At 42.0% G+C, this 19,626-nt stretch carries 18 protein-coding genes; 9 read left to right on the top strand and 9 right to left on the bottom strand.

All coding sequences use genetic code 11. The features are described 5' to 3' along the window. Positions 1-292: 292 nt before the first annotated feature. The gene (locus ACP69U_RS10745; protein WP_314886369.1) at positions 293-2,650 is read left to right on the top strand and encodes an ATP-binding protein; all 2,358 of its coding nucleotides are present in this window, start codon (positions 293-295) and stop codon (positions 2,648-2,650) included. A 33-nt stretch (positions 2,651-2,683) separates the two neighbouring features. Then, a complete protein-coding gene (locus ACP69U_RS10740; RefSeq protein WP_314886368.1) occupies positions 2,684-3,622 on the top strand; it encodes a response regulator in 939 nt (312 codons plus the stop codon). A gap of 75 nt (positions 3,623-3,697) precedes the next feature. Here the strand turns inward: ACP69U_RS10740 and ACP69U_RS10735 are convergent, their stop codons facing one another. The 4 genes from ACP69U_RS10735 to ACP69U_RS10720 all read right to left on the bottom strand — a co-directional run bounded on the left by ACP69U_RS10735 (position 3,698) and on the right by ACP69U_RS10720 (position 8,827). Beyond that, positions 3,698-4,525 (bottom strand): sulfite exporter TauE/SafE family protein, encoded by an 828-nt coding sequence (locus ACP69U_RS10735; protein WP_426138519.1) that lies wholly within the window; start codon positions 4,523-4,525, stop codon positions 3,698-3,700. An 88-nt stretch (positions 4,526-4,613) separates the two neighbouring features. After that, positions 4,614-6,917: a TonB-dependent receptor gene (locus ACP69U_RS10730; protein WP_314886305.1), complete on the bottom strand. Its 2,304-nt coding sequence runs from the start codon at positions 6,915-6,917 to the stop codon at positions 4,614-4,616. Between the two features lie 453 nt (positions 6,918-7,370). Next, complete coding sequence (locus ACP69U_RS10725; RefSeq protein WP_314886303.1) at positions 7,371-7,961, bottom strand: hypothetical protein; 591 nt, start codon at positions 7,959-7,961, stop codon at positions 7,371-7,373. A 476-nt stretch (positions 7,962-8,437) separates the two neighbouring features. Next, on the bottom strand, positions 8,438-8,827 hold the full coding sequence (locus ACP69U_RS10720; RefSeq protein ID WP_201600224.1) for a hypothetical protein: 390 nt from the start codon (positions 8,825-8,827) through the stop codon (positions 8,438-8,440). Between the two features lie 552 nt (positions 8,828-9,379). Here ACP69U_RS10720 and ACP69U_RS10715 point away from each other — a divergent pair. After that, positions 9,380-9,628, top strand: coding sequence for a hypothetical protein (locus ACP69U_RS10715; RefSeq protein ID WP_201600226.1), 249 nt, complete (start codon positions 9,380-9,382; stop codon positions 9,626-9,628). Between the two features lie 95 nt (positions 9,629-9,723). Here the strand turns inward: ACP69U_RS10715 and ACP69U_RS10710 are convergent, their stop codons facing one another. From ACP69U_RS10710 to ACP69U_RS10695, 4 genes are all read right to left on the bottom strand, one after another. Next, positions 9,724-10,431, bottom strand: coding sequence for a hypothetical protein (locus tag ACP69U_RS10710; RefSeq protein ID WP_426138518.1), 708 nt, complete (start codon positions 10,429-10,431; stop codon positions 9,724-9,726). A gap of 468 nt (positions 10,432-10,899) precedes the next feature. Beyond that, entirely contained in the window at positions 10,900-11,886 is a 987-nt protein-coding gene (gene rluF, locus ACP69U_RS10705; protein WP_201554444.1) for a 23S rRNA pseudouridine(2604) synthase RluF, read from the bottom strand. Positions 11,887-12,102: 216 nt separating this feature from the next. Further along, entirely contained in the window at positions 12,103-13,293 is a 1,191-nt protein-coding gene (locus ACP69U_RS10700; RefSeq protein WP_314884890.1) for a low temperature requirement protein A, read from the bottom strand. A gap of 38 nt (positions 13,294-13,331) precedes the next feature. Beyond that, on the bottom strand, positions 13,332-14,237 hold the full coding sequence (locus tag ACP69U_RS10695) for a LysR family transcriptional regulator (protein WP_314884889.1): 906 nt from the start codon (positions 14,235-14,237) through the stop codon (positions 13,332-13,334). Positions 14,238-14,379: 142 nt separating this feature from the next. Here ACP69U_RS10695 and ACP69U_RS10690 point away from each other — a divergent pair, with 142 nt between their 5' ends. Genes ACP69U_RS10690 through ACP69U_RS10680 form a run of 3 tightly spaced genes read left to right on the top strand, consistent with a single transcriptional unit; the run spans position 14,380 to position 16,107 of the window. Beyond that, complete coding sequence (locus ACP69U_RS10690; protein ID WP_314884887.1) at positions 14,380-14,772, top strand: DoxX family protein; 393 nt, start codon at positions 14,380-14,382, stop codon at positions 14,770-14,772. A 53-nt stretch (positions 14,773-14,825) separates the two neighbouring features. Continuing rightward, positions 14,826-15,380 (top strand): NADPH-dependent FMN reductase, encoded by a 555-nt coding sequence (locus tag ACP69U_RS10685; protein WP_060491577.1) that lies wholly within the window; start codon positions 14,826-14,828, stop codon positions 15,378-15,380. After that, a complete protein-coding gene (locus ACP69U_RS10680) occupies positions 15,373-16,107 on the top strand; it encodes a YoaK family protein (protein WP_390890576.1) in 735 nt (244 codons plus the stop codon). Before ACP69U_RS10685 ends, ACP69U_RS10680 begins: the two co-directional genes overlap by 8 nt. Positions 16,108-16,347: 240 nt before the next feature. Here the strand turns inward: ACP69U_RS10680 and ACP69U_RS10675 are convergent, their stop codons facing one another. Then, complete coding sequence (locus tag ACP69U_RS10675) at positions 16,348-16,674, bottom strand: GNAT family N-acetyltransferase (RefSeq protein ID WP_314884885.1); 327 nt, start codon at positions 16,672-16,674, stop codon at positions 16,348-16,350. A 219-nt stretch (positions 16,675-16,893) separates the two neighbouring features. Between ACP69U_RS10675 and ACP69U_RS10670 the strand changes: the two genes are divergently transcribed. The 3 genes from ACP69U_RS10670 (at position 16,894) to ACP69U_RS10660 (ending at position 19,299) form a co-directional block, all read left to right on the top strand. Then, positions 16,894-17,604 (top strand): pirin family protein, encoded by a 711-nt coding sequence (locus ACP69U_RS10670; protein WP_060491574.1) that lies wholly within the window; start codon positions 16,894-16,896, stop codon positions 17,602-17,604. Between the two features lie 74 nt (positions 17,605-17,678). Further along, positions 17,679-18,617: a pirin family protein gene (locus ACP69U_RS10665; RefSeq protein WP_314884884.1), complete on the top strand. Its 939-nt coding sequence runs from the start codon at positions 17,679-17,681 to the stop codon at positions 18,615-18,617. A 73-nt stretch (positions 18,618-18,690) separates the two neighbouring features. After that, positions 18,691-19,299 carry a nitroreductase family protein gene (locus ACP69U_RS10660; RefSeq protein WP_314884882.1) on the top strand — a complete coding sequence of 203 codons (609 nt, stop codon included), beginning with the start codon at positions 18,691-18,693 and terminating at the stop codon, positions 19,297-19,299. Positions 19,300-19,626 lie beyond the last annotated feature (327 nt).

Below are 19,626 nucleotides of genomic sequence, written 5' to 3'. Positions count from 1 at the left end.
GCCTTGCAATGGCTGATAGTACAGCTATGCGCTCAATAAGCTGCATGATGTTATTGATGATAAAAAGAGAGCAGCGCTAAATGAGTACAAGGTTGTATCTATCAACGGCAAGCTAATTGTTGTTAATTAAAAGGTGCTGGTCAACAGATAAGAAAAAAAACTTTTGTCATCATATTGTCATGACGGCATCGTATCCTTGAGCCCACTATAAATGGTGGTTTCGTATCACTGATGTCTTTATTCATTAAGTGATGCATTGATGATGGTAGACGCATCAATATAAGGTTTATCTATGAGTGTTGCTGGTCGGCTTGGTAGTATTTCCACACGCATGCTGATTATTTTAGCATTGGCTTTTTTACTAATTATCCTGATGGTGTATTGGGTTATTGAGACTCAAGCTAAGCCTCGTATATTGGAGATGACTTCAGAGACAGTGGTTGAAACGGGTAACGAAGCTATTAATAGCATTATGGCGAATATCAGCCATGTCGACGGACTGGCAAAGGCAACCAGTGCGATGGCGGGCGGCTTGCCAAAAGAAGACGGTCTTTATAGAGAAACCTTTGGTAATCTCATGCAACAGACCGATCAACGGATTATGGGCGGCGGCGTGTGGTTTGATCCAAATATGTACGCTCAAAACCGAGAGCGTCAGTCGTTTGTGTGGGCGCGTGATGACGCAGGCAACATGCAGCCGTTAGAGCAGTATAATCAAGTGCGCCAAACGCCGAGTCCCTATTATAGAGAGTGGTGGTACATTCCTGCGATGTACGCACGCCATGACCACTGTGTCTGGAGCCGTGCGTATGTCGATCCGCAAAGCAATCAGCCGATGATGACGTGTGCCAAGGCATTGTATGACAGTCGCAATCAGGCTTTTGATGGGGTAGTGAGTTTTAATCTGCTATTAGATAACCTCGATGAAGCCATGAAAAAGTGGCAAGATAAGCTGGGTGGTTATGTCTTTTTGGTAGACTTGGACAATCGATTTTTGACCTTTCCTGATCAATCTATGGTCACGCAAGCGACTGAAGATAATCCCCAAGGCGAGATGGTAACCGCGCATCAATTGGCCGAGAAACATTCAAGCTTTGCCCCTATTGCGGACAGCCTAGATAGCATTAACCAAACACTCATCGATGAGGCTGTTGCCAAAGATGAGAGTCGTTATACGCTCGCGGCACGTAGTATTTTGAGTACGACCAATCTGAATAAAATCAGCGAACAAGAATCCAAGTTGCTGTCAGCATTGCTGCTATTGAATATTGACCAAACGTTTAATCTGGTAGACAGTCACTTGATTGAGACCATCGCTGTGCCCAATGATTTTGTGTTGCAGCAGTCCGCCACCGCCTTTGTGTTTCGTATGCCATTTACCTATTGGAAGATGGTCATCGTCAAGCCCAATAATGACATGATGAGCGTAGCAAATGCGTTGTCGAACCAACTGATTCAAACCATGCTACTGGGTTTTATTCCTATCCTGTTGTTGACCGCGTGGGTGTTCCGTCGCTACTTTACACGACCGCTAAAATATATGGCACTAGCAGTGGCTGATATGGGCGCATTAATTGAGCAAAAAAAATATCAACAATTAAGCGCGCTTAAACTGCCACACTCAAATGTCAGCGAAATTCAAATCATCAGCGAGCAGACCAATCAACTGATTGACCGCGTCGTCGAAAATGAAGGCGCACTTGCCGAAATCAATGTCCATCTAGAAAAACAAGTCGCTGCCCGCACCCAAGACTTGCAGCAAGCCATGGATGAGTTGAAAGCCTCACAAGTGCATCTGGTGCGCTCCGAAAAAATGGCGACATTAGGTCAAATGGTGGCAGGCGTGGCGCATGAGGTCAACACACCGCTGGGCTACGTGCGAAGTAACATGGAATTGGTTGGCGATAATCTTGTTCGTTTTGATGAATTGCTACAGCATACCGATCAATTATTGCAGGCGTTAAAAGCGCCAACTATCAATCAAGAGCAAGTCAAGATACTGATAGAAGAGACTTTACAATGCTGTGAAGAGATTAAAGAAGATGAAGTCAATGAAGATTTGGCAGATTTAATCAAAGATGGACTGTATGGCGTCGATCAAATTGCTGAACTGGTCGTCAGCTTGCGCGACTTTTCTCGACTGGATGAATCAAAAGTAAAAGATGTCGATATCAATGATTGCATCAATACCTCATTGATTATGGCTCGCAATAATTTAAAAACCTTAGACGTCAATACCAATCTAGCCGAGCTGCCGCTCATTCAGTGTAATCCTTCACAAATTAACCAAGTATTACTAAACCTATTTAATAATGCCGCGCAAGCCATGCCGCCAGATCATAAAGGGACATTGCAAGTCAGCTCGTCTGTCGATGAGGCGCAGCAATATATCGTGGTACGCATTATAGACAATGGTGTCGGTATCGCAGAGCATATTTTAACGCATATCTTTGAGCCGTTTTTTACCACCAAAAAAGTAGGCGATGGCACAGGGTTAGGATTGGCTATCACGGCACAAATCATTGAACAACATGGTGGATACATCGAGGTTAGCTCAATCGTTGGCGCGGGCACGACGTTTACCCTCATGCTGCCGATACAGTCTATCGTTCATGAAAAGAAACCTTCGCAAGCCTTATTTGAAAGTTGAGAGACTTCCAACCATTTATTTAAAGAGAGCGTCATGCAAAAACCAAAAATCGCTTTTATCGATGATGAGCCGCGTATCTTGCGCAGCTTAAAAATGCATTTTCGCCAGTCACATGACGTATTTATTACTACCGATGCCACTGAGCTAATGGAATATGTCAGCACGAATGAAGTACAAGTGGTCATCAGCGATCAACGTATGCCAGATAAGCAAGGTACGGAAGTATTGAGTGACATCAAAGCAGCTTCACCAAATACTATTCGTATCTTGTTAACTGGTTATGCGGATCTGAATGCTGTGATGGATTCTGTGAATGAGGGCGAAATTTATCGTTATATCACTAAGCCATGGCAAAATGACGAACTCAAAAAAATTGTTAATAAAGCCACAGAAATTGCTCAGCAAACGCAAGAAATCACACAAAATTCTATGGAAAAGGATGCAACTCAAAACCGTGTTAATAGTGGCACGGTTAGCAATCGCAATATATTGGTACTAGACGATGATGAGAGCGTCTATCAACAAATAAAAAGTCATTTTAAGAGCGCTTATACCGTGAGCTGGGCGAGTAACCTTGAACAGGCCGCAAAGTTATTACAAAAAAAACGCTTTGGTGTCACGATTACAGATTCGACGCTCAATAAAGAAAATATTACGCCCATCGTTTATGCCTTAAAAAATATCCAGCCAGATCTGATGGTGCTGATGTTGACTGAGTTCAAAGATGCCCATATGGTCATTGATTTAATTAATAAGGGTCAGGTATATCGCTGTCTACCACGTCCGACTAACTTCTCTATCATGAGTATCAGTCTTGATCGGGCTTTTGATCATCACGCAAGATTGGTGCAGCAGCCGATACTGGCAGCTCGTCATCATGTTGAAGAAGTGCCGGAGTCAGAGGCTTTTAACTTTTCTGAAAGGTTGAAAGGTTTCTTTGCCAAATTCAGGGGTTGGCGCATTAGCAGATAAAAAAATAGGGCACGCTAAAAATGCCCTATCCATAATTTAAAATATCATTGCCTCCTATGTACATGAGAGACATTTTTATTGCTCATGATTCATTTGCTCGTGATTCATTTGCTCGTGATTCATTTGCTCGTGATTCATTTGCTCGTGATTCATTTGCTCGTGATTCATTTGCTCGTGATTCATTTGCTCATGGTTCATTTGCTCGTGGTTCATTTGCCCGTGTCCATCATGCATATTGGCCATGACCATCGGCACCGCTATGACGGCTAAGCCAGATAGCATTATGATTGCGCCATTCACTTGCCTTAGGCGCAAACGCCCGATTTGATTGCGCATCCAGTTGACCGTTTCGTGCGTGGCGACGAGCATGGGTACGGTTCCTAGACCAAAGACAAACATTAATACGGCACCTGTGAGCGGGTCATGACCGACGACCGCAATAAGTAATGCGCCATAAACGAGACCACAGGGTAAAAATCCCCATAATAAACCTGCCGTCAATGCTCGAGGAAAGGTGTTTAAGGGGAAGACTTTCTGCCGCAGAGGTGATAAAGCTTGCCAAAAATGCATACCAAGACGTTCAAGCCTGTTCAAAAAGGGCAACCCTAGCATGGTTAATCCTACAAATACCAAGACCAACCCTAGTAGAATGCGAGGTGTGCTATTGCCAACCATCAGAGGGGTTAATACCGTGGTGCCAATCACTCCAGCAATTAAGCCCAATAGGGCATAACTGAGTAAGCGCCCCAAATGGTAAGTCGCAATGAGGCCGCGTTTTTTTGCTAGACTGGTTTCTTTCATCGATAGTCCGAATGCGGTGACGATACCGCCACACATACCTAAGCAATGCGGCGAACCAAAAAATCCCATTAAGAATGCTGCAATTAATAGTGCCATAGTCATGAAGGTACTTCCTAAGATATAAAATAAATAAAATCCGTTGAAGGTTTAATCGTTATGCTAGTCAGTTAATGACCTATCTTAATGACACCTAAAACTTATAGTTGACACCCACATACAATGATCGGCCCGCGCCAGGGACGGCAGTACCCCAGTTAGAACCGCTACCTATTTCGCCATTCATCGACATGGTTTTGCCTTGACCCATGTATGCGCCCCCTAGAGGTAGGGCATAGTTTTTATCGAATACGTTATCGATACCAGCCTCAATCGCTACCTCTTTAAACTGATAGCCTGTACTGAGATTTAAGAGACCATAACCCGCCGTTTTAATTTCGTTACGAGGGGTTGAGATATCATTTTTAGCCGCGACGCCCACCACTTCGATTTGGTTTGTCCAACCATTATTTTCCCGATTCAGGGCAACACTGCCATTGAATGGCATGATGTTATATAAGTCTGAGCCGCTGTCTTTATTTTTCCCCTTGGTATAGCTTAAGGAGCCTACTATATCCCAGTACCCCCAAGCATTTGCTGCCAGCTCCCGATTGGCTGAGATATCCATGCCATATATCTCAGCATCTTGATTGGTATAGCGCAGCACATTATATTGATTCGTTGTTTGAGTGCTAGCTGCTGTGTTTGCCATGGGGTTCCACTGTACGGCATCGACATAGTCATTAATTTTTGAATAGTAAGGAGTGGCTTTAACGCCCCAGCTATCATCAGCACCGCGCCAGTCTAAGGTGGCAGATAGGGTGTTGGATTTTTCTGGGCGTAGATTAGGATCACCAAAATAGCCATTGCCATCACCAACAGTATTATTCATGATGGCCGCCATTTTCCAAGTGGACCAGGTATAGCGTTCATATAAGCTTGGCGTGCGCTCTTTGTGCGATAGACCTAAGGCTAGATTTTTTTGTGAATCAATGTCGTAGCGTGCGAGTGCAGTAATATCAAAGTTGTTATCAGTGGTTCGGCGGTCACTGGCATTAAAGTTAGCGCTATCTCGCAGCTGATTGGTCATATTGTTTTGACCATCGATTTGATAGCCATGTACTTCATCAGCACTGGTACGTACGTTTTCATAGCGAGCGCCAAGCTGGGTGCTCCAGTCAGATGAGATGTCTGTTTCCCATTCGCCATAGATACCGATACGCTGACGCTGACCATTGTTGATATTTTGAAAGTCGTTTGGTGACATCATACCGTCGCCAGATGCCGCCCACGTGTCATCGAGCGTGTAGTCTTGATATTCAGCACCTATATTGAGCGTGCCTTGATTGGTCAAATCAATAATACCTTTAAGATTGGCACCGATGGTCTCGCTACTGGTGTACATCGGCATACCTTTGGCATTACCGTACACGAACTGTTTGTCTTCCCCAAAGTTCATATAGTGATCGACATCTTCATGATAGGCCTGTGCTTCTAGCTGTCCCCAATTTAACTCGCTTTTGTAGCGCAAATTAATGCGGTCAAGCTGATTGTCGAGCATGTCCATCCGCTGATTTGGATATAACTCTTTTGGGACGTTTTGCCACAAATAAGTGCCTTGTAGTAGATGATTGCCGTTCTTATAAGCCACATCTACTGACTGGTTTTTGCTTTCATAGGCGGTTGAACCAACTTCGTCTTTCGCTAAGGTTTTACCAGCGTTCCCTGTCTCTGTATAAGATTTAAAATCACCACCAGCTTTATAATTATCCGCCTGCGCAAAGCTGCCTTTATAGGTGAGGCTAAGCTGCTCGTTTGCCGCTGTGGTAGATAAATTGGCACCATATGCGTCACCATTACTACGATAAAATGTGCCGATTTCACCTGAAGTTAATATGTCGCTATCCGTTGAAAACATAGGCTCTGCTGTTTCGACAACGATAGTACCGCCAATGCTATTACCACCGACACTCACAGGCGTCACACCTGCATAGACGGTGGTCTTGTCTATAGCGCTTGGCGCAATATAAGACAGGGGTGAGTTCATACTGTTTGGACAGGAGGCGATTGAGTCAACGCCATCTACTAAGATACGCAGACGGTTGTCCGCCAAGCCTCTTATCACGGGCAGGTTTGAGATACCACCGGCACTTTGGACATTTAGACCGGGTATTTTTGTCAGTATAGTGGCCGTATCACTGCTTGCCACTTGTTTGCTGCTAATAAATTTTTGATCAAGGGTGGCGGCTGTCCCAGGTGCATTGGTACTAGAGCGCTTATCCGCTGCTGTCGCATAAACGACGATTTCTGGCAATTGAATATGTGGCTCATCATCAGTAGTAGGCAGGTGCGCCTTTACGGTTGTGGAATCCGCATAAGCGCTACTGATATGCAATAAAGACAAAGCTAAAACACTTAGTTTTAAAATAGGTACAGCGTTCATTGATAAAGGTAACATCTTACTTTCCTAGAAATTCGCAAAAATATTTTATGAAATCGGTTATTCAGTTTTTACCAAGAGGCAATGTCAGCCAAGCCATTTATGGACTTAGACTAGGTGATTACTGAATATTTTCCGATATAAATAGATAGCATTTTGAGCACAATATTATGAGCACAGTTTTGAGCGCAATGTTTTAGGCAAACGCATACAAGTGCCTCAATCAGAGCTCAAATGAGAGCATTGTCACTAATGCTCTAGGGCGTGTCCTCAATTCAATTGATTACTTTCGAAATGGACTAAAAATGGCTAAATTTTGCCAAGCATCATCAAATAGCTTATTAATATCTCGATATTATTTGCGCTACTTTTCTTGTTTGACGGCAATTTATCTCATGTTTATCACCATTTTTAAAATGAGGACACGCCCTAAAAATATTGGACTATAAATGTGGATAATTATGTAGATAGTTATGTGGGTGTGACTGGAGGAGCGCGTGCGAGGGGTCGTAAAAAATTACTAGGAGAGTAGGCATGTGAGCGATACAAAAACGTGACTGAGACAGTAGACAGCTCAATCAAAGCCGAGTCAGTATGTGTAAAAGCGACTGGCAATAGTGCCGCAGACATGGCAGTGCAAAGGTCACAGCCAGTGTATTTTACAGCATCAGGGTTAGATTCAGAGCTTTCAACCTTATCTTTGCTATACAAAGCTTCGTGCGAAGGTGCGGCGTCTACCGTTATGACTGGCTCAACGGTCGCAGGCGATGCTAAAGATAGGGATGCATTATGATGAAGTAAATGACGAGCGGCACTATCAATGGGTATGTTGTGATTCGTTTGCGCAATATCAGTCTGTATTTGCTCATACTGCTTAGCTGCCGATACAATCGGTGCAAGCTCTGCACAGATACCATGACCTAAGTGGGCATTATCATCCCATAGAGGTGTGAGCAACAGCATGATGTGCATGATCCAAGCAAAACATGCGACCAACATGCCGAACCACATCGTTACCGGTGATGAATATCGTAAAACAAGCTTGCGGCGCTTAGTAGACATGATAGGGTCATCGTATTACCAGCATGCTGATGATGCATAGGTAACATTTATAAGTAAGAAGGTGTGCTAACTTAAAACGTCAGTTTAAAGCATTTTAGAAAGAATACTTAACAAAATAGACATTATCATTAACAATGCCATTCTAAGACAAGGGGTATGCTCTTTACAAGTCTTGTATAGAGATATATCGGGCATTCTAGAGAAATCGGTCACAGCGTCGTCATGTTTGCTCAGCCTGCTATTTGCCGTACTACTATTTGCCGTATTATCCTGTGCTGTACCTATTCATCTTGTACTGAGAAGACTATATGACTGAAGTAACTAGACGATAATCAAGAAAATGGGAAAGAGCTAATAAAACCCAGCGGAAAAGATAGGCTAATGTAATGCGGGGTGCGATTTTTCGTTTTACGCGACCAATATTGATGGTGCTAGCGACTTAAAAATAGTGAAATTTTTCGCTAAAAAAGGACAATTTAACAACTATTGCTCTCTATATTGTTTTTCTCGATAATATCGATTTTTCTCTCTAATTCTATAATCTGTAACTTACAGCTCTTATAGTGATCTTCTTGGTTGCCCTCTATATCCTTAAGGGTTCTTTGATAGATACGGTTATACAGTGAGGTTAGGGCTTTTTTAATTGCTTTGATTTCTTTTGAGGATAAATCCATTTGCTTATCAAAATCAGGTGCTTTTATTTTTGCACATAGCTCAAAAAGTGTGAGATTAAAATCTTGATAGTATTGCTGCACTGAGTTTTCTTTTGATTGATCGCTATATTGGATGTTTTTTTTCATCAGAATGAGCAAAGCACTATCAATCAAGTTTTTTTCATAATCTGTCAAACATAAGTAATGGTTCATTACATCGATTCTCAGTTATTTCAAAATTGCTATTCAGAAGGCCATAAGTGTGGCTACTTTAAAAAAATCCACATGCCAAAGACTCTTGCAAAATACTTATCTCGCCTGCTTAGTTTGGTCTTCACTCTTTAAAAGTCTTTATTGTGATGCGGCATATCGTCAATGGCTTTGAATAATCAACGCATTTTATAGGGTGAAAATGAAAGTATCGTGACAACGTCTACGCTTTATAAAAAATATGCCAAAGCGAGTCATCATAATCTATATATAAGATATCTTTTCATTCGCTATTACTTGCCCGTCTAGAAAAGCGCCAATATGACGCTTATAGCGTACCACTTAAGAAACCTTCTCTCATTAAGGTTACCTTTCTTCAATCTTCATAAATCTACTTAACGTTTGAATCATTTATCATTCTCGTTGTCGATAGAGCAGATTTTTATCATGATGCTTTTTATCACGTGAATGCTTTACTCGATATTAAGTAAGGCAGTTTCAACCACAACTCATAACTAATATGACTTTATACGAGAAAAAATAATGAAAAAAATAATGATAAGTTCAATGCTAGCCATTACTGCTTGCTTCACAATGGTTAGCCAAGCAAGTGCTGCGCCGCAAATTGCTAAGCATCATGTTGCTCAAGTGAAGCATCAAAAGGTCAATGCAAAGTTTGATAATAAACATCAGCATGTGAAGAAAAAGGCAGTAGTGTCAAAGCATCAATCAAAAAAACCAGCGGCTCATCTCAAAGCAAAAAGCAAATATCAAGCTAAGCATACTCATGGACATCGTTCTTAATCGTTCAGCTGACTGATATAAAAATAGCGCCCATATTAGGCGCTATTTTTTTGTTTCGTTGTTATGTAATAAGTGCTATGTCACAAAGATAATCACTACTGACTGTTTAAAGTAACCGTCTTAGTACTACCATCACTACTAGGCTGACTCAGTGTCACTTTGCTTGCTAAGATATCGCCTTTGGCATTGATCTTGTAGCATTCTGATGAAGTGCCTGCAGGGTCAAAGCTGAGTAATAGATTGCTTGAGGTTTCTATACAGAACCATGCGGTATTATTCGTATCACGCGACAAAGACCAGTCTTGGTTATAAGTCCCTATCTTGTTACGCATGCTGCTATCGGCATAGACATTTTCCGTCAGCAGCTTACTAGAAGCACCCACTGTCGCCATTTTAGGAATGGTGGTCGTCTGGTTAGATAGTGAGTATTTACCTGTACCGTCTGTAAAACCATGGAATATCAGTGGATTCAGGGTGAAGTAATTGATAGCGACGGATTGATTGGTGATTTGATTATTCGTCTTATTGATGGTGTTTATTTCGGTACCTTGTACAGACTTATTATTAAATACCATACTGCCTTTAGGCGTCACTTGAATCTCTGCTGACACGCTTTGACTGCCGACAACCGCAACTAATTTATCACTGCGTTGTTTGGTATAGATGTTGAGCATGGCAGTCTCGACAGGGTATTGAGTGACGATACCATTGATATTATTGTTTTGACCCGTGTTCCCTGTCATTCCACCAGCACAAGCGCTTAAACCTAGTCCTGCTGCAATACATAAACTTAGTGTCTTCATTATTTTGTCCTCAACTTTTAAATGTATGATTCGATATCTACTATAATCGAATTTTTAAATAATGACATCTGCTAACTGTCTTAGACTCTGCTATTTTTAGTCGACCTATACCAACGGTACTTTGTGAAATTAACGATAGATTACTGAGAGATTACTGGTGCAAAGCGATGACAGTCGCCAACGATTTTATAGTATGCCAGCGCCGCAGCAATTATGACCAAATGTTCTATCGATACCGCATTAAGAGAGTTTAATGACTTAGTAGAGCAGGGGATGCCGCAAAAATTTCAAGCTTCGGGGTGTCGTACGAGTTATGAGTTGGCTTTATAATAAAAATTATTTGGTTGAGAAAATCTGCAGACCACAAAAAAGCCGGACAACTTAAATTGTCTGGCTTTTTGTGCAGTATTTCTTATCAAGTGTTCTAATTAGCTAACCTTTACCCATCAATCTATAGTCGCGATACTGCTACCGCTTAGAACTTCGACCTTTTGCAGGGCGCTTACCATTTGTAGCAGGTTTGCCATTGCCCACAGCCTTCTTGCCATTACCAAAAGGACGTCTATCTTTACCTTTAGAACCCGCTGGTTTTCTAGCATCATCCTTGGCGTGTTTTTTATTGCCCTTTGCTGCCCCCGCTGATTTTGAAGACGTTTTTGTCTTTGATGAATCATCAGTACGAGCATTTTTTCGTGGCGCATTACGAGATTTCTTGCCCGGATTACTGGCATCTGAAGAAGAACCTTCTATGGACTTAAGTAAAACAGACAACTCTTTTTCGGTTAAATCTCGCCAGTCTCCAACGGGAGTACCTTTAAGACTGACATTCATAATCCGCGTACGCTCAAGCTTCACCACTTCATAGCCAAAATGCTCACACATACGGCGAATTTGGCGGTTTAAACCCTGCACTAGCGTGATGTTAAACACGGTGGGTGCCACCTTAGTAACTGGGCATTTCTTGGTCATCTTCCCAAGCATTGGCACGCCACCAGCTAAACCCTCAATAAAACTATCTGTTATCGGCTTGTTCACCGTCACCAAATATTCTTTCTCGTGGTTATTACCAGCACGTAATACTTTATTAACCAGATCACCATTACTGGTCAAAAAGATTAAACCTTGAGAGTCTTTATCCAAACGTCCAATCGGAAAAATACGTGTACTATGTCTAACGAAATCAACGATATTATCTTTTTCTGAAGCTTCCGTAGTGCTCACAATACCCACGGGTTTATTCAAGACAATAAACACAAAATCATCCGCCTCTCGCGGCTCAATGAGTTGCCCGTTGACTTTTACCGTATCTCCAGCAACCACTTGATCGCCTACTTGAGCACGCTTACCATTGATGTATACATTACCTTGTTCAACAAAGCGGTCAGCGTCTCGCCTGGAGCAAATACCGCTTTCGCTGATGTATTTATTTAAACGAGTTGAGGAAGCGTTAAACATAAAGCACCGTTTTACCTGATAAGCAGCATTTTTTTACTAAGAAAAAAGCCTAAATTAAAGGGGTTATCAACAAAGAGATGGCTCACATTATATAGGAAATTCAATATCCATTTCGGGAGAGAAGGGCAAAACCTTAGAAATATATTCAGTATCGTATTTGTACCTATTAAAATCAATATTATCCTATGTTTAAGTCTACGGATTTGACGGCAGAGGTCATACTTGCCATTGCTTGTTATCTTGATGAAAGTACCACGTCATTATTATAGGCGCGAGCAGGCTTAGCCAAATACCATAAGTAATCGATAGCCCTTGCGCTACTGTGATATAGCTCAGCAAAATAATAAAGGTGGCAAGAATAAGAGCGGTCATATTGTGAGTTGATTTGCGGCACATCAAGGCTCGAAGTAAAGTTAGGGTCACTAAAAAGCCAAATAGCATTATCATCAATAATCCCATAGCATAAGGCTGGGTGACCGTACGATTCAGAGTATCTGCCCAAGCGTCGGTCACTAAATTAAGCGCGCTGCCTAACGCTGCAAGCGTAGCGAAAACAAAAAAGTGCCCATAGCCAAATAAGAATAAATCATAACGGCGACGCTCATTGTTCAAAATAGTACCAAACGGGATCGTAAAATAGAGCCACCATAAGGCAAAAACCAATGCTACAAGGCTTGAACCTAATAATATAATAGCGCTAGCAGCAGACTCGGAGTTGACTAAAAAGGTGCGAATACTATTACTAACTCCTAGCACGCCTTCGCCTAAAACGATAATGGTCAAGAGACCATAACGTTCAGCCATGTGATGAGGATGCCAATTGATGTTCTGTGCGGCACGCGCCCATATTGGCATCAGTAATTCAGCCGCTATAAATAAAAATAACGCAGGCGTTTGTATCGAAGCAGGTAGAAACAACCAAAGTATCCAAACACTTTGTAGCGTTAATAAGCCAATAATACTGCGACCAGCCACCCGTTTGTGACCTTCTACTTGGCGATAGACACGCCACCACTGGCTACAGCTGGCCAATCGCATGATCGCATAACCAGTGACTCCTATCCATGTTAATCCTTGCTCGAAAAACTGATTGATGTTGGCGGCAATCATTAATGAGCCAAACATTTGTAGCAATACTGAGAGACGATAGTACCAATCATCAGGATCGTAGCCGGAAGCAAACCATGTGAAGCTCGTCCAAGCATTCCATAAAATAAAGAAGGCTATAATAAAGGTCAAAAACCCTAAAAAGTCATGCTCAAGCAAGCGCTGGTGAAGACCGCTTGCTGCTGCTGAAACGGCAATGACGTAGACTAAATCAAATAATAACTCAAGCGTTGTTGATGCCCGATATGGCTCATTGGGATCGCGGGCACTTATGTTATTGAGAGCAGGTATAGTGTTCATTTAAGCTTGTCCGTTAAGTGTTGAGCCGTAAATGCTTATCAAAACTTATCCCAGTACGGATTATCACCAAAACGCTCGGCAATGAAATCAATGAGATAACGACAACGTTGCGATAAAAATCGATTTTTAGGATAGACCGCATAAGCGTTTAAAGTAGGTAATTGATACTGCTGGAGGATAGGCACAAGCTCACCGCTGATTAAGGCTTGATACGTAATAAAAGTTGGCAGAAAAGCAATACCATGACCTTTGACTGCCATCTCCCGCAAAAAGTCCCCATTATTGGCTTTGATTTTACCGTTTACGGCGACTTGATGATTCTTACCTTGCTTATCTATCAGTTCTATCGCGCTAGATTTGCTCATACCATATTGTAAAAACTCATGTTCTGTCAGATCGTCAAAAGTCTTTGGCGTACCCATTCTCTCTAAATATTCAGGACTGGCGCATAACGCATAACGAATCAGTGCCAAACGTTTGGCCTGATAACTGGAATCTTGCAACTCTCTAATACGAATTGCTAACTCAAACCCTTCCTCAATCAAATCAGTATGACGATCAGAAAAATCCAGCTCAAACTTTAACTCAGGATGCTGATTGGCGTATTCATCGATGACATCGTTTAAATGCATCAAACCAAAGGACAATGGCGCAGTCATCTTTAATGTTCCTTCGATACGTGTCGGAGTACCACTCGTCTCTTCATTCAGCGCATCCACTTCACTGAGTATATGGTGCACCTTTTGATAATACTGCTCACCAGCTTGGGTTAAGTTTGATTGACGCGTGGTTCGGCTAATCAGTTGACTGCCCAAGCGTGTCTCTAACTCCTTTAAACGCCGGCTTACCGCAGATTTTGCGATATTCAGTTGCTCGGCAGCCTTGGTAATACTGCCTGCTTCGACAATACGCACAAACATTGCCATATCTTCTAATTGTCCCATGTAAACCACCTCTTAATTGTTCTTTAAATAAGAACTTACATTTGCAATTATCACGGTTTATCTAATTATAAGCAACGAATACAATAAGGCCATCGCATAATCAAATAAAATTTAAAAAACATTCTATTACTGGAGAAAACCCATGGATAAACTACAAGAGCTTAGCGTCCCAATTGGTCGCCTATTTTTATCAATGATTTTTATCTTTTCAGGCTTTACTAAAATTACCGGCTACGCGGCCACTCAAGGTTATATGGAATCAATGGGTGTACCTGGGATGTTATTGCCGCTGGTCATCGCGGTTGAACTTTTCGGCGGCCTCGCTATTCTCTTTGGTTTTAAAGCGCGTTTCGTTGCTATTTTACTCGTTGGATTCAATATTATATCAGCGCTGCTTTTCCATCAATTCTGGATAGATGAATCACAGATGAACCCTTTCATGAAAAACATTGCGATGGCGGGTGGTTTCTTGATGATATTTGCTCATGGAGCAGGTGCTTATTCAATCGATAACAATAATCATCGCAGAATATAGTAAAGTAAATGGCTTAGAAAATATCGTCTTATCATCATAATCAGGGAGCCGCTATGAGTACATCAATCAACATCGCCTTAATTATTGGCAGCTTGCGAAAAGCATCTATCAATCGTAAATTTGCAGAGTTTATTGCGGCGCAGATGCCTGAAAGCGTGTCTATAAAAGAAGTCTATATCGCAGACTTACCGCTTTATAATCAAGATTATGATGATACGACTATCGATAGCTATGAGCGTGTGCGTCAGCAGCTGAAAGGCGCTGATGCCGTATTAATTGTCACGCCAGAGCATAACCGCACTATGCCTGCCGCCTTGAAAAATGTCGTAGATATCGCCTCACGTCCTTATAAAGAAAGCGTGTGGACCCACAAAAAAGTTGCGGTAGTGACGGCCTCGCCAGGCAGTTTCGGCGGTATCAATAGTGGCCTTGATGTCAGAAAAAGCATGCAAATGCTTTCGGCACAAATGATGATTGATCCTGAAATTCATTTAAGTTATGCAACTGACAGCTTAAATGATGATGGCAGTGTTAGCCCGCGCACACAGAAATTCTTACAGCGCTTTGTGACTGATTTTGTGGATTTTGCAGGAAATACTAGTGAGTAAAACGGTAACTAATAATAATACTGCGCCTGTACATGATGAGCCACCAAGCTTTTGGCAACGCTATCAAGCGCCTATACTATTAACGATAGTTGGTGGGGCGATTGATACCATTGGCTTTATCACTTTATTTGGCTTTTTTACCGCTCATGTCACGGGTAACTTAGTACTGGCTGGTAGCGGTTTGGTTAAAGGTGAAGATGGCTTGTGGATCAAGCTGGCATCGGTGCCACTTTTTATAATAACGGTGGTTATTACCAAAATATACATTGATAAAAGCCGAAAGCAAACGTTAGTACTCAGTCATTTGTTTTTAGCAGAAGCGCTATTTTTGAGCGCATTTATGATAGCAGGATTGTCCTTTCAACCTTTCACTGAAGCAGGCGATATATCGGTCGCCATTACTGGTGGTTTGGGCTTAACGGCACTTGCTATTCGTAATACGGCTAGTAAAACAGTCATCAAACATATGAGTCCTACGGTATTAATGACGGGTAATACGACCCAATTGGGCATTGGTCTGTCAGATTATATTGCCAACCGTAGCGCTGATAATGCTAAAAAATTGGGACATAGCGCGGCATTGGTTATCAGCTTTGTGATTGGCGCACTACTCGGCGCGGTGCTGTATGTAAATCTCAGTTATTGGGCAGTCGGTTTGTTTGTCATTCCTGTGCTGTACTTATCACTACTAGCGCGTAATTCGGAGTTCTTACAGCATATGAGCTAATAAAAGCTCTACCGTTATTGAGTAATGCCATTAATCGTAAAAAGCCATGATGATTTATCATGGCTTTTTCGTTGAGCGTCACTGTAACTATTTTGAACTCCTATAGTTAACAAATAATAAAAGCGCGACGGTACGGCTCATATCAATTTTTGCCGCCTCTGTCTGCGAAGGCACAGCAAGCAAGAAAATGGATATGAGCCGTGCATGAGGTATCGATATTACGTTTCACTGACTATAAGTTTAAGCCTTTGCGCCATGAAACACCGAATTGGCTTGGTATTCTGGATGCTTATCAATATAGGACTTTACATAAGGACACGTTGGTTTAACGCGTAAATCTCTAGCAGCGGCGTTATCTAAGATGATTTTGACCAAGTAACCAGCGATACCTTGACCACTAAGCGAATCAGGCACGAATGTGTGCTTATACTCAACACCTTCCTCACCTGCGGATGTGGTAAAAAACTCATACTCTTCAAACGCAACCTGATCATCGATATGAATTTCAAAACGTTTTTGAGCTTTGTTGTCGATGACTTCATTATTCAATGTATGTAGATTTGACATGGTTTCCCTCTCTTTATCATTAATATTTTTTATACCTACTTATTGGTACTAACGGGTGACGCGAATGATGGCGTGACTACTATATTACGTTAATTCTAAGCATCTATTGTTCTATAAATAAGAATAGTTATTTGCAATAAGCACTGTTTATCTATATCTGCTCAACAATTATAATAGACCCATAGCTTAAACAAGCCAATTAAAAATAAAGGATAACTTATGAAAACGATTTATCATGCAGCAAATTCTCGTGGCGATGCTAACCATGGCTGGCTCAAAAGCAAGCATACCTTTAGCTTTGCCAATTATCATAATCCAGAGCGTATGGGTTTTGGTGCGCTACGAGTCATCAACGATGACTTTGTTATTGGTGGTCAAGGTTTTGGCAAGCACTCACACCGTGATATGGAAATTATCAGTATTCCATTATCTGGCAAGCTCGGTCATGGAGATAATATCGGTAACCAAGGCACTATCGAGACTGGTGAGATTCAGGTCATGTCAGCGGGTACGGGTATTACTCATAGCGAGATGAATGGCGATGCCAATGAACCTGTCAAGTTTTTACAAATTTGGGTAATTCCCAACAAAATGGGCGTGACGCCGCGTTATCAGCAAGTGCGTATGGATGAGCACATGAAAGCTAATGAGTTCAACCAAGTGCTATCTCCAAACGCGGACGACGCGGGCGTTTGGATTCATCAAGACGCTTGGTTCCATATGGGTCATTTTGACAAAGGTGTGACTCAGAATTATGATTTAAAAGATGCCAATAACGGTGTTTATGTCTTGGTACTAGAGGGTAAAGTTACTATCAACGGTAACGTTCTTGATACTCGTGACGGCCTTGGTATCTCAGATACCAAAAGCTTCACGATGGATGCGACCGAGGACGCAAGAGTACTACTAATGGAAGTACCTATGTATTAATTGATACAAAAAATAGTAGTAATTCATAATCATGTATTCAATAATCTGTAACTATAAATCATAAGAGGTGGATGATGAGTATTCAAACCCTAGAGCCAAGGTTGGCTGATGTCGGCGGTATTCCGATTGCCCGTTTATTACCCAATAAAGGTAAACAGCCTATCGGTGCGTGGTGCTTTTTAGATCACGCTGGTCCTGCTGACTTTGGTGAAGATGAAACCGGTATGCAAGTCGGTCGTCATCCGCACACCAATCTGCAAACCTTTAGCTGGATGTTAAATGGCGAAGTACTGCATAAAGATAGCTTAGGTAACGAGCAAGTCATTACCAAAAACCAAGTCAATGTCATGACTGCAGGTACAGGTTTGAATCAAGGTATCAGTCATACGGAACAAAGCGTCTTTCCAGACACTGGTGGTTCGTCAGAGGCGGCGCGTGCTATCAGTATGGTACAACTCTGGATTGCACTACCGACGGATCAAGAGATTGAGCGCGGTTTTCATCATTATCCAGAGCTACCAACGTGGACGGAAAATAGTGTTGAGATGATTTTGACCACCGGTAGCTATACCAATGCTTCAGGTCAGCACTTTAAAGCGCCTACCATCCAATACTCCAAGCTGGTCGGTATCGACGTGTACTTCACCGAAGATGGCGAGGCTACACTGACTTTAGAACCGAGCTTTGAATATGGCATCTTAGTCTCAGAGGGTGAGATAGAGTCTGAAGGTAATATTTGTAAGCAAGATCAGTTATTTCGCTTCCACGATAGCGATGTTGCTAATAACAAAAGCATCAAGCTGGTCGCCAAAAAAGGCACACGTGTGATGTTTATCGGCGGTGAACCATTAAATAACCAAGTCCTACTCTGGTGGAACTTTGTTGCGGACAATAAAGCAGAGATTGAGCAATCCATCATCGACTGGAATAACGGTCATGAGCGTTTCGGTAATGTCGACTCTGATATGAAACGTCTGCCAGCACCTGAATTACCGCAAGGCCTTAAAGGTTAAAGGTTGATTAGCATTTAGCTTTATAACTTAGTTCTTAATCACATAAATTCATCAATAATCACTGGAGAAAATCATGTCAAACCTAAAAGATTTACAGAAATTGGCAGAAAAACGTCGCTCTATCTATGCATTGAGTAATCAATTGCCAGTATCAAATGACGAAATCGTTAATTTGGTCGAGCATGCAGTCTTGCATACGCCATCCGCTTTTAACTCACAATCGACGCGTATCGTGGTGTTATTCGGTGAAGATCATAAAAAATTATGGGATATCACTGAAGAGACACTTAAGACTATCGTTGGTGATGACGAGAAGTTCCAAGGTACCAAAGATAAAATCGCAGGCTTTAGAGTGGGTGCGGGTACAGTATTGTTCTTCGAGGACAAAGGTGTCGTGAGAAACATGCAAGAAGCAGCCCCTTTATATGCGGATAAATTCCCAATCTGGGCACATCAAACCAGCGCGATGCACCAGTATATTATTTGGACGGCATTGGCCAGTATTGATGTCGGTGCTAATTTGCAGCACTATAATCCTGTCATCGATCAGAGAGTTGCTGATGCTTGGGACATCGCTGAAGATTGGGAATTGAATGCGCAAATGGTGTTCGGCGCTATTGAGCAGCCCGCAGGCGACAAAGCGTTTCAGCCTTTAGACAAGCGTATGAAAGTATTCGGCTAATAATTTTTAGCGTTAAAGACCGTATAACCAATGAAACTGCTATGAAAATATCGTAGCGGTTTCATTGGTTTTTTTATAATTATAAACTGGGATAATATGATTTTATAGCAGACTATAACTAATGTAGTAAATCCTACTAGCCCAGTTGTTTAAGATATGCCTATAGAAGAATTCAAGATCATCGAGCGCTTTAATCGGATGCTTCGGAATGAACCGCCCCGGGATTGTCGGAGACCTAATATTCTGAGAGAATACGACAATGAAAAGACAAACCTATACTCCTGAGATTAAAGAACGCGCCGTTCGCATGCTGATTGAAGCGGCAGG

This window comes from Psychrobacter sp. TWR1-1-1 (assembly GCF_049895865.1).
In the GTDB taxonomy this organism is placed as follows: Bacteria; Pseudomonadota; Gammaproteobacteria; order Pseudomonadales; family Moraxellaceae; genus Psychrobacter; species Psychrobacter immobilis_A.
This window is presented reverse-complemented; position numbering and strand designations above follow the sequence as displayed.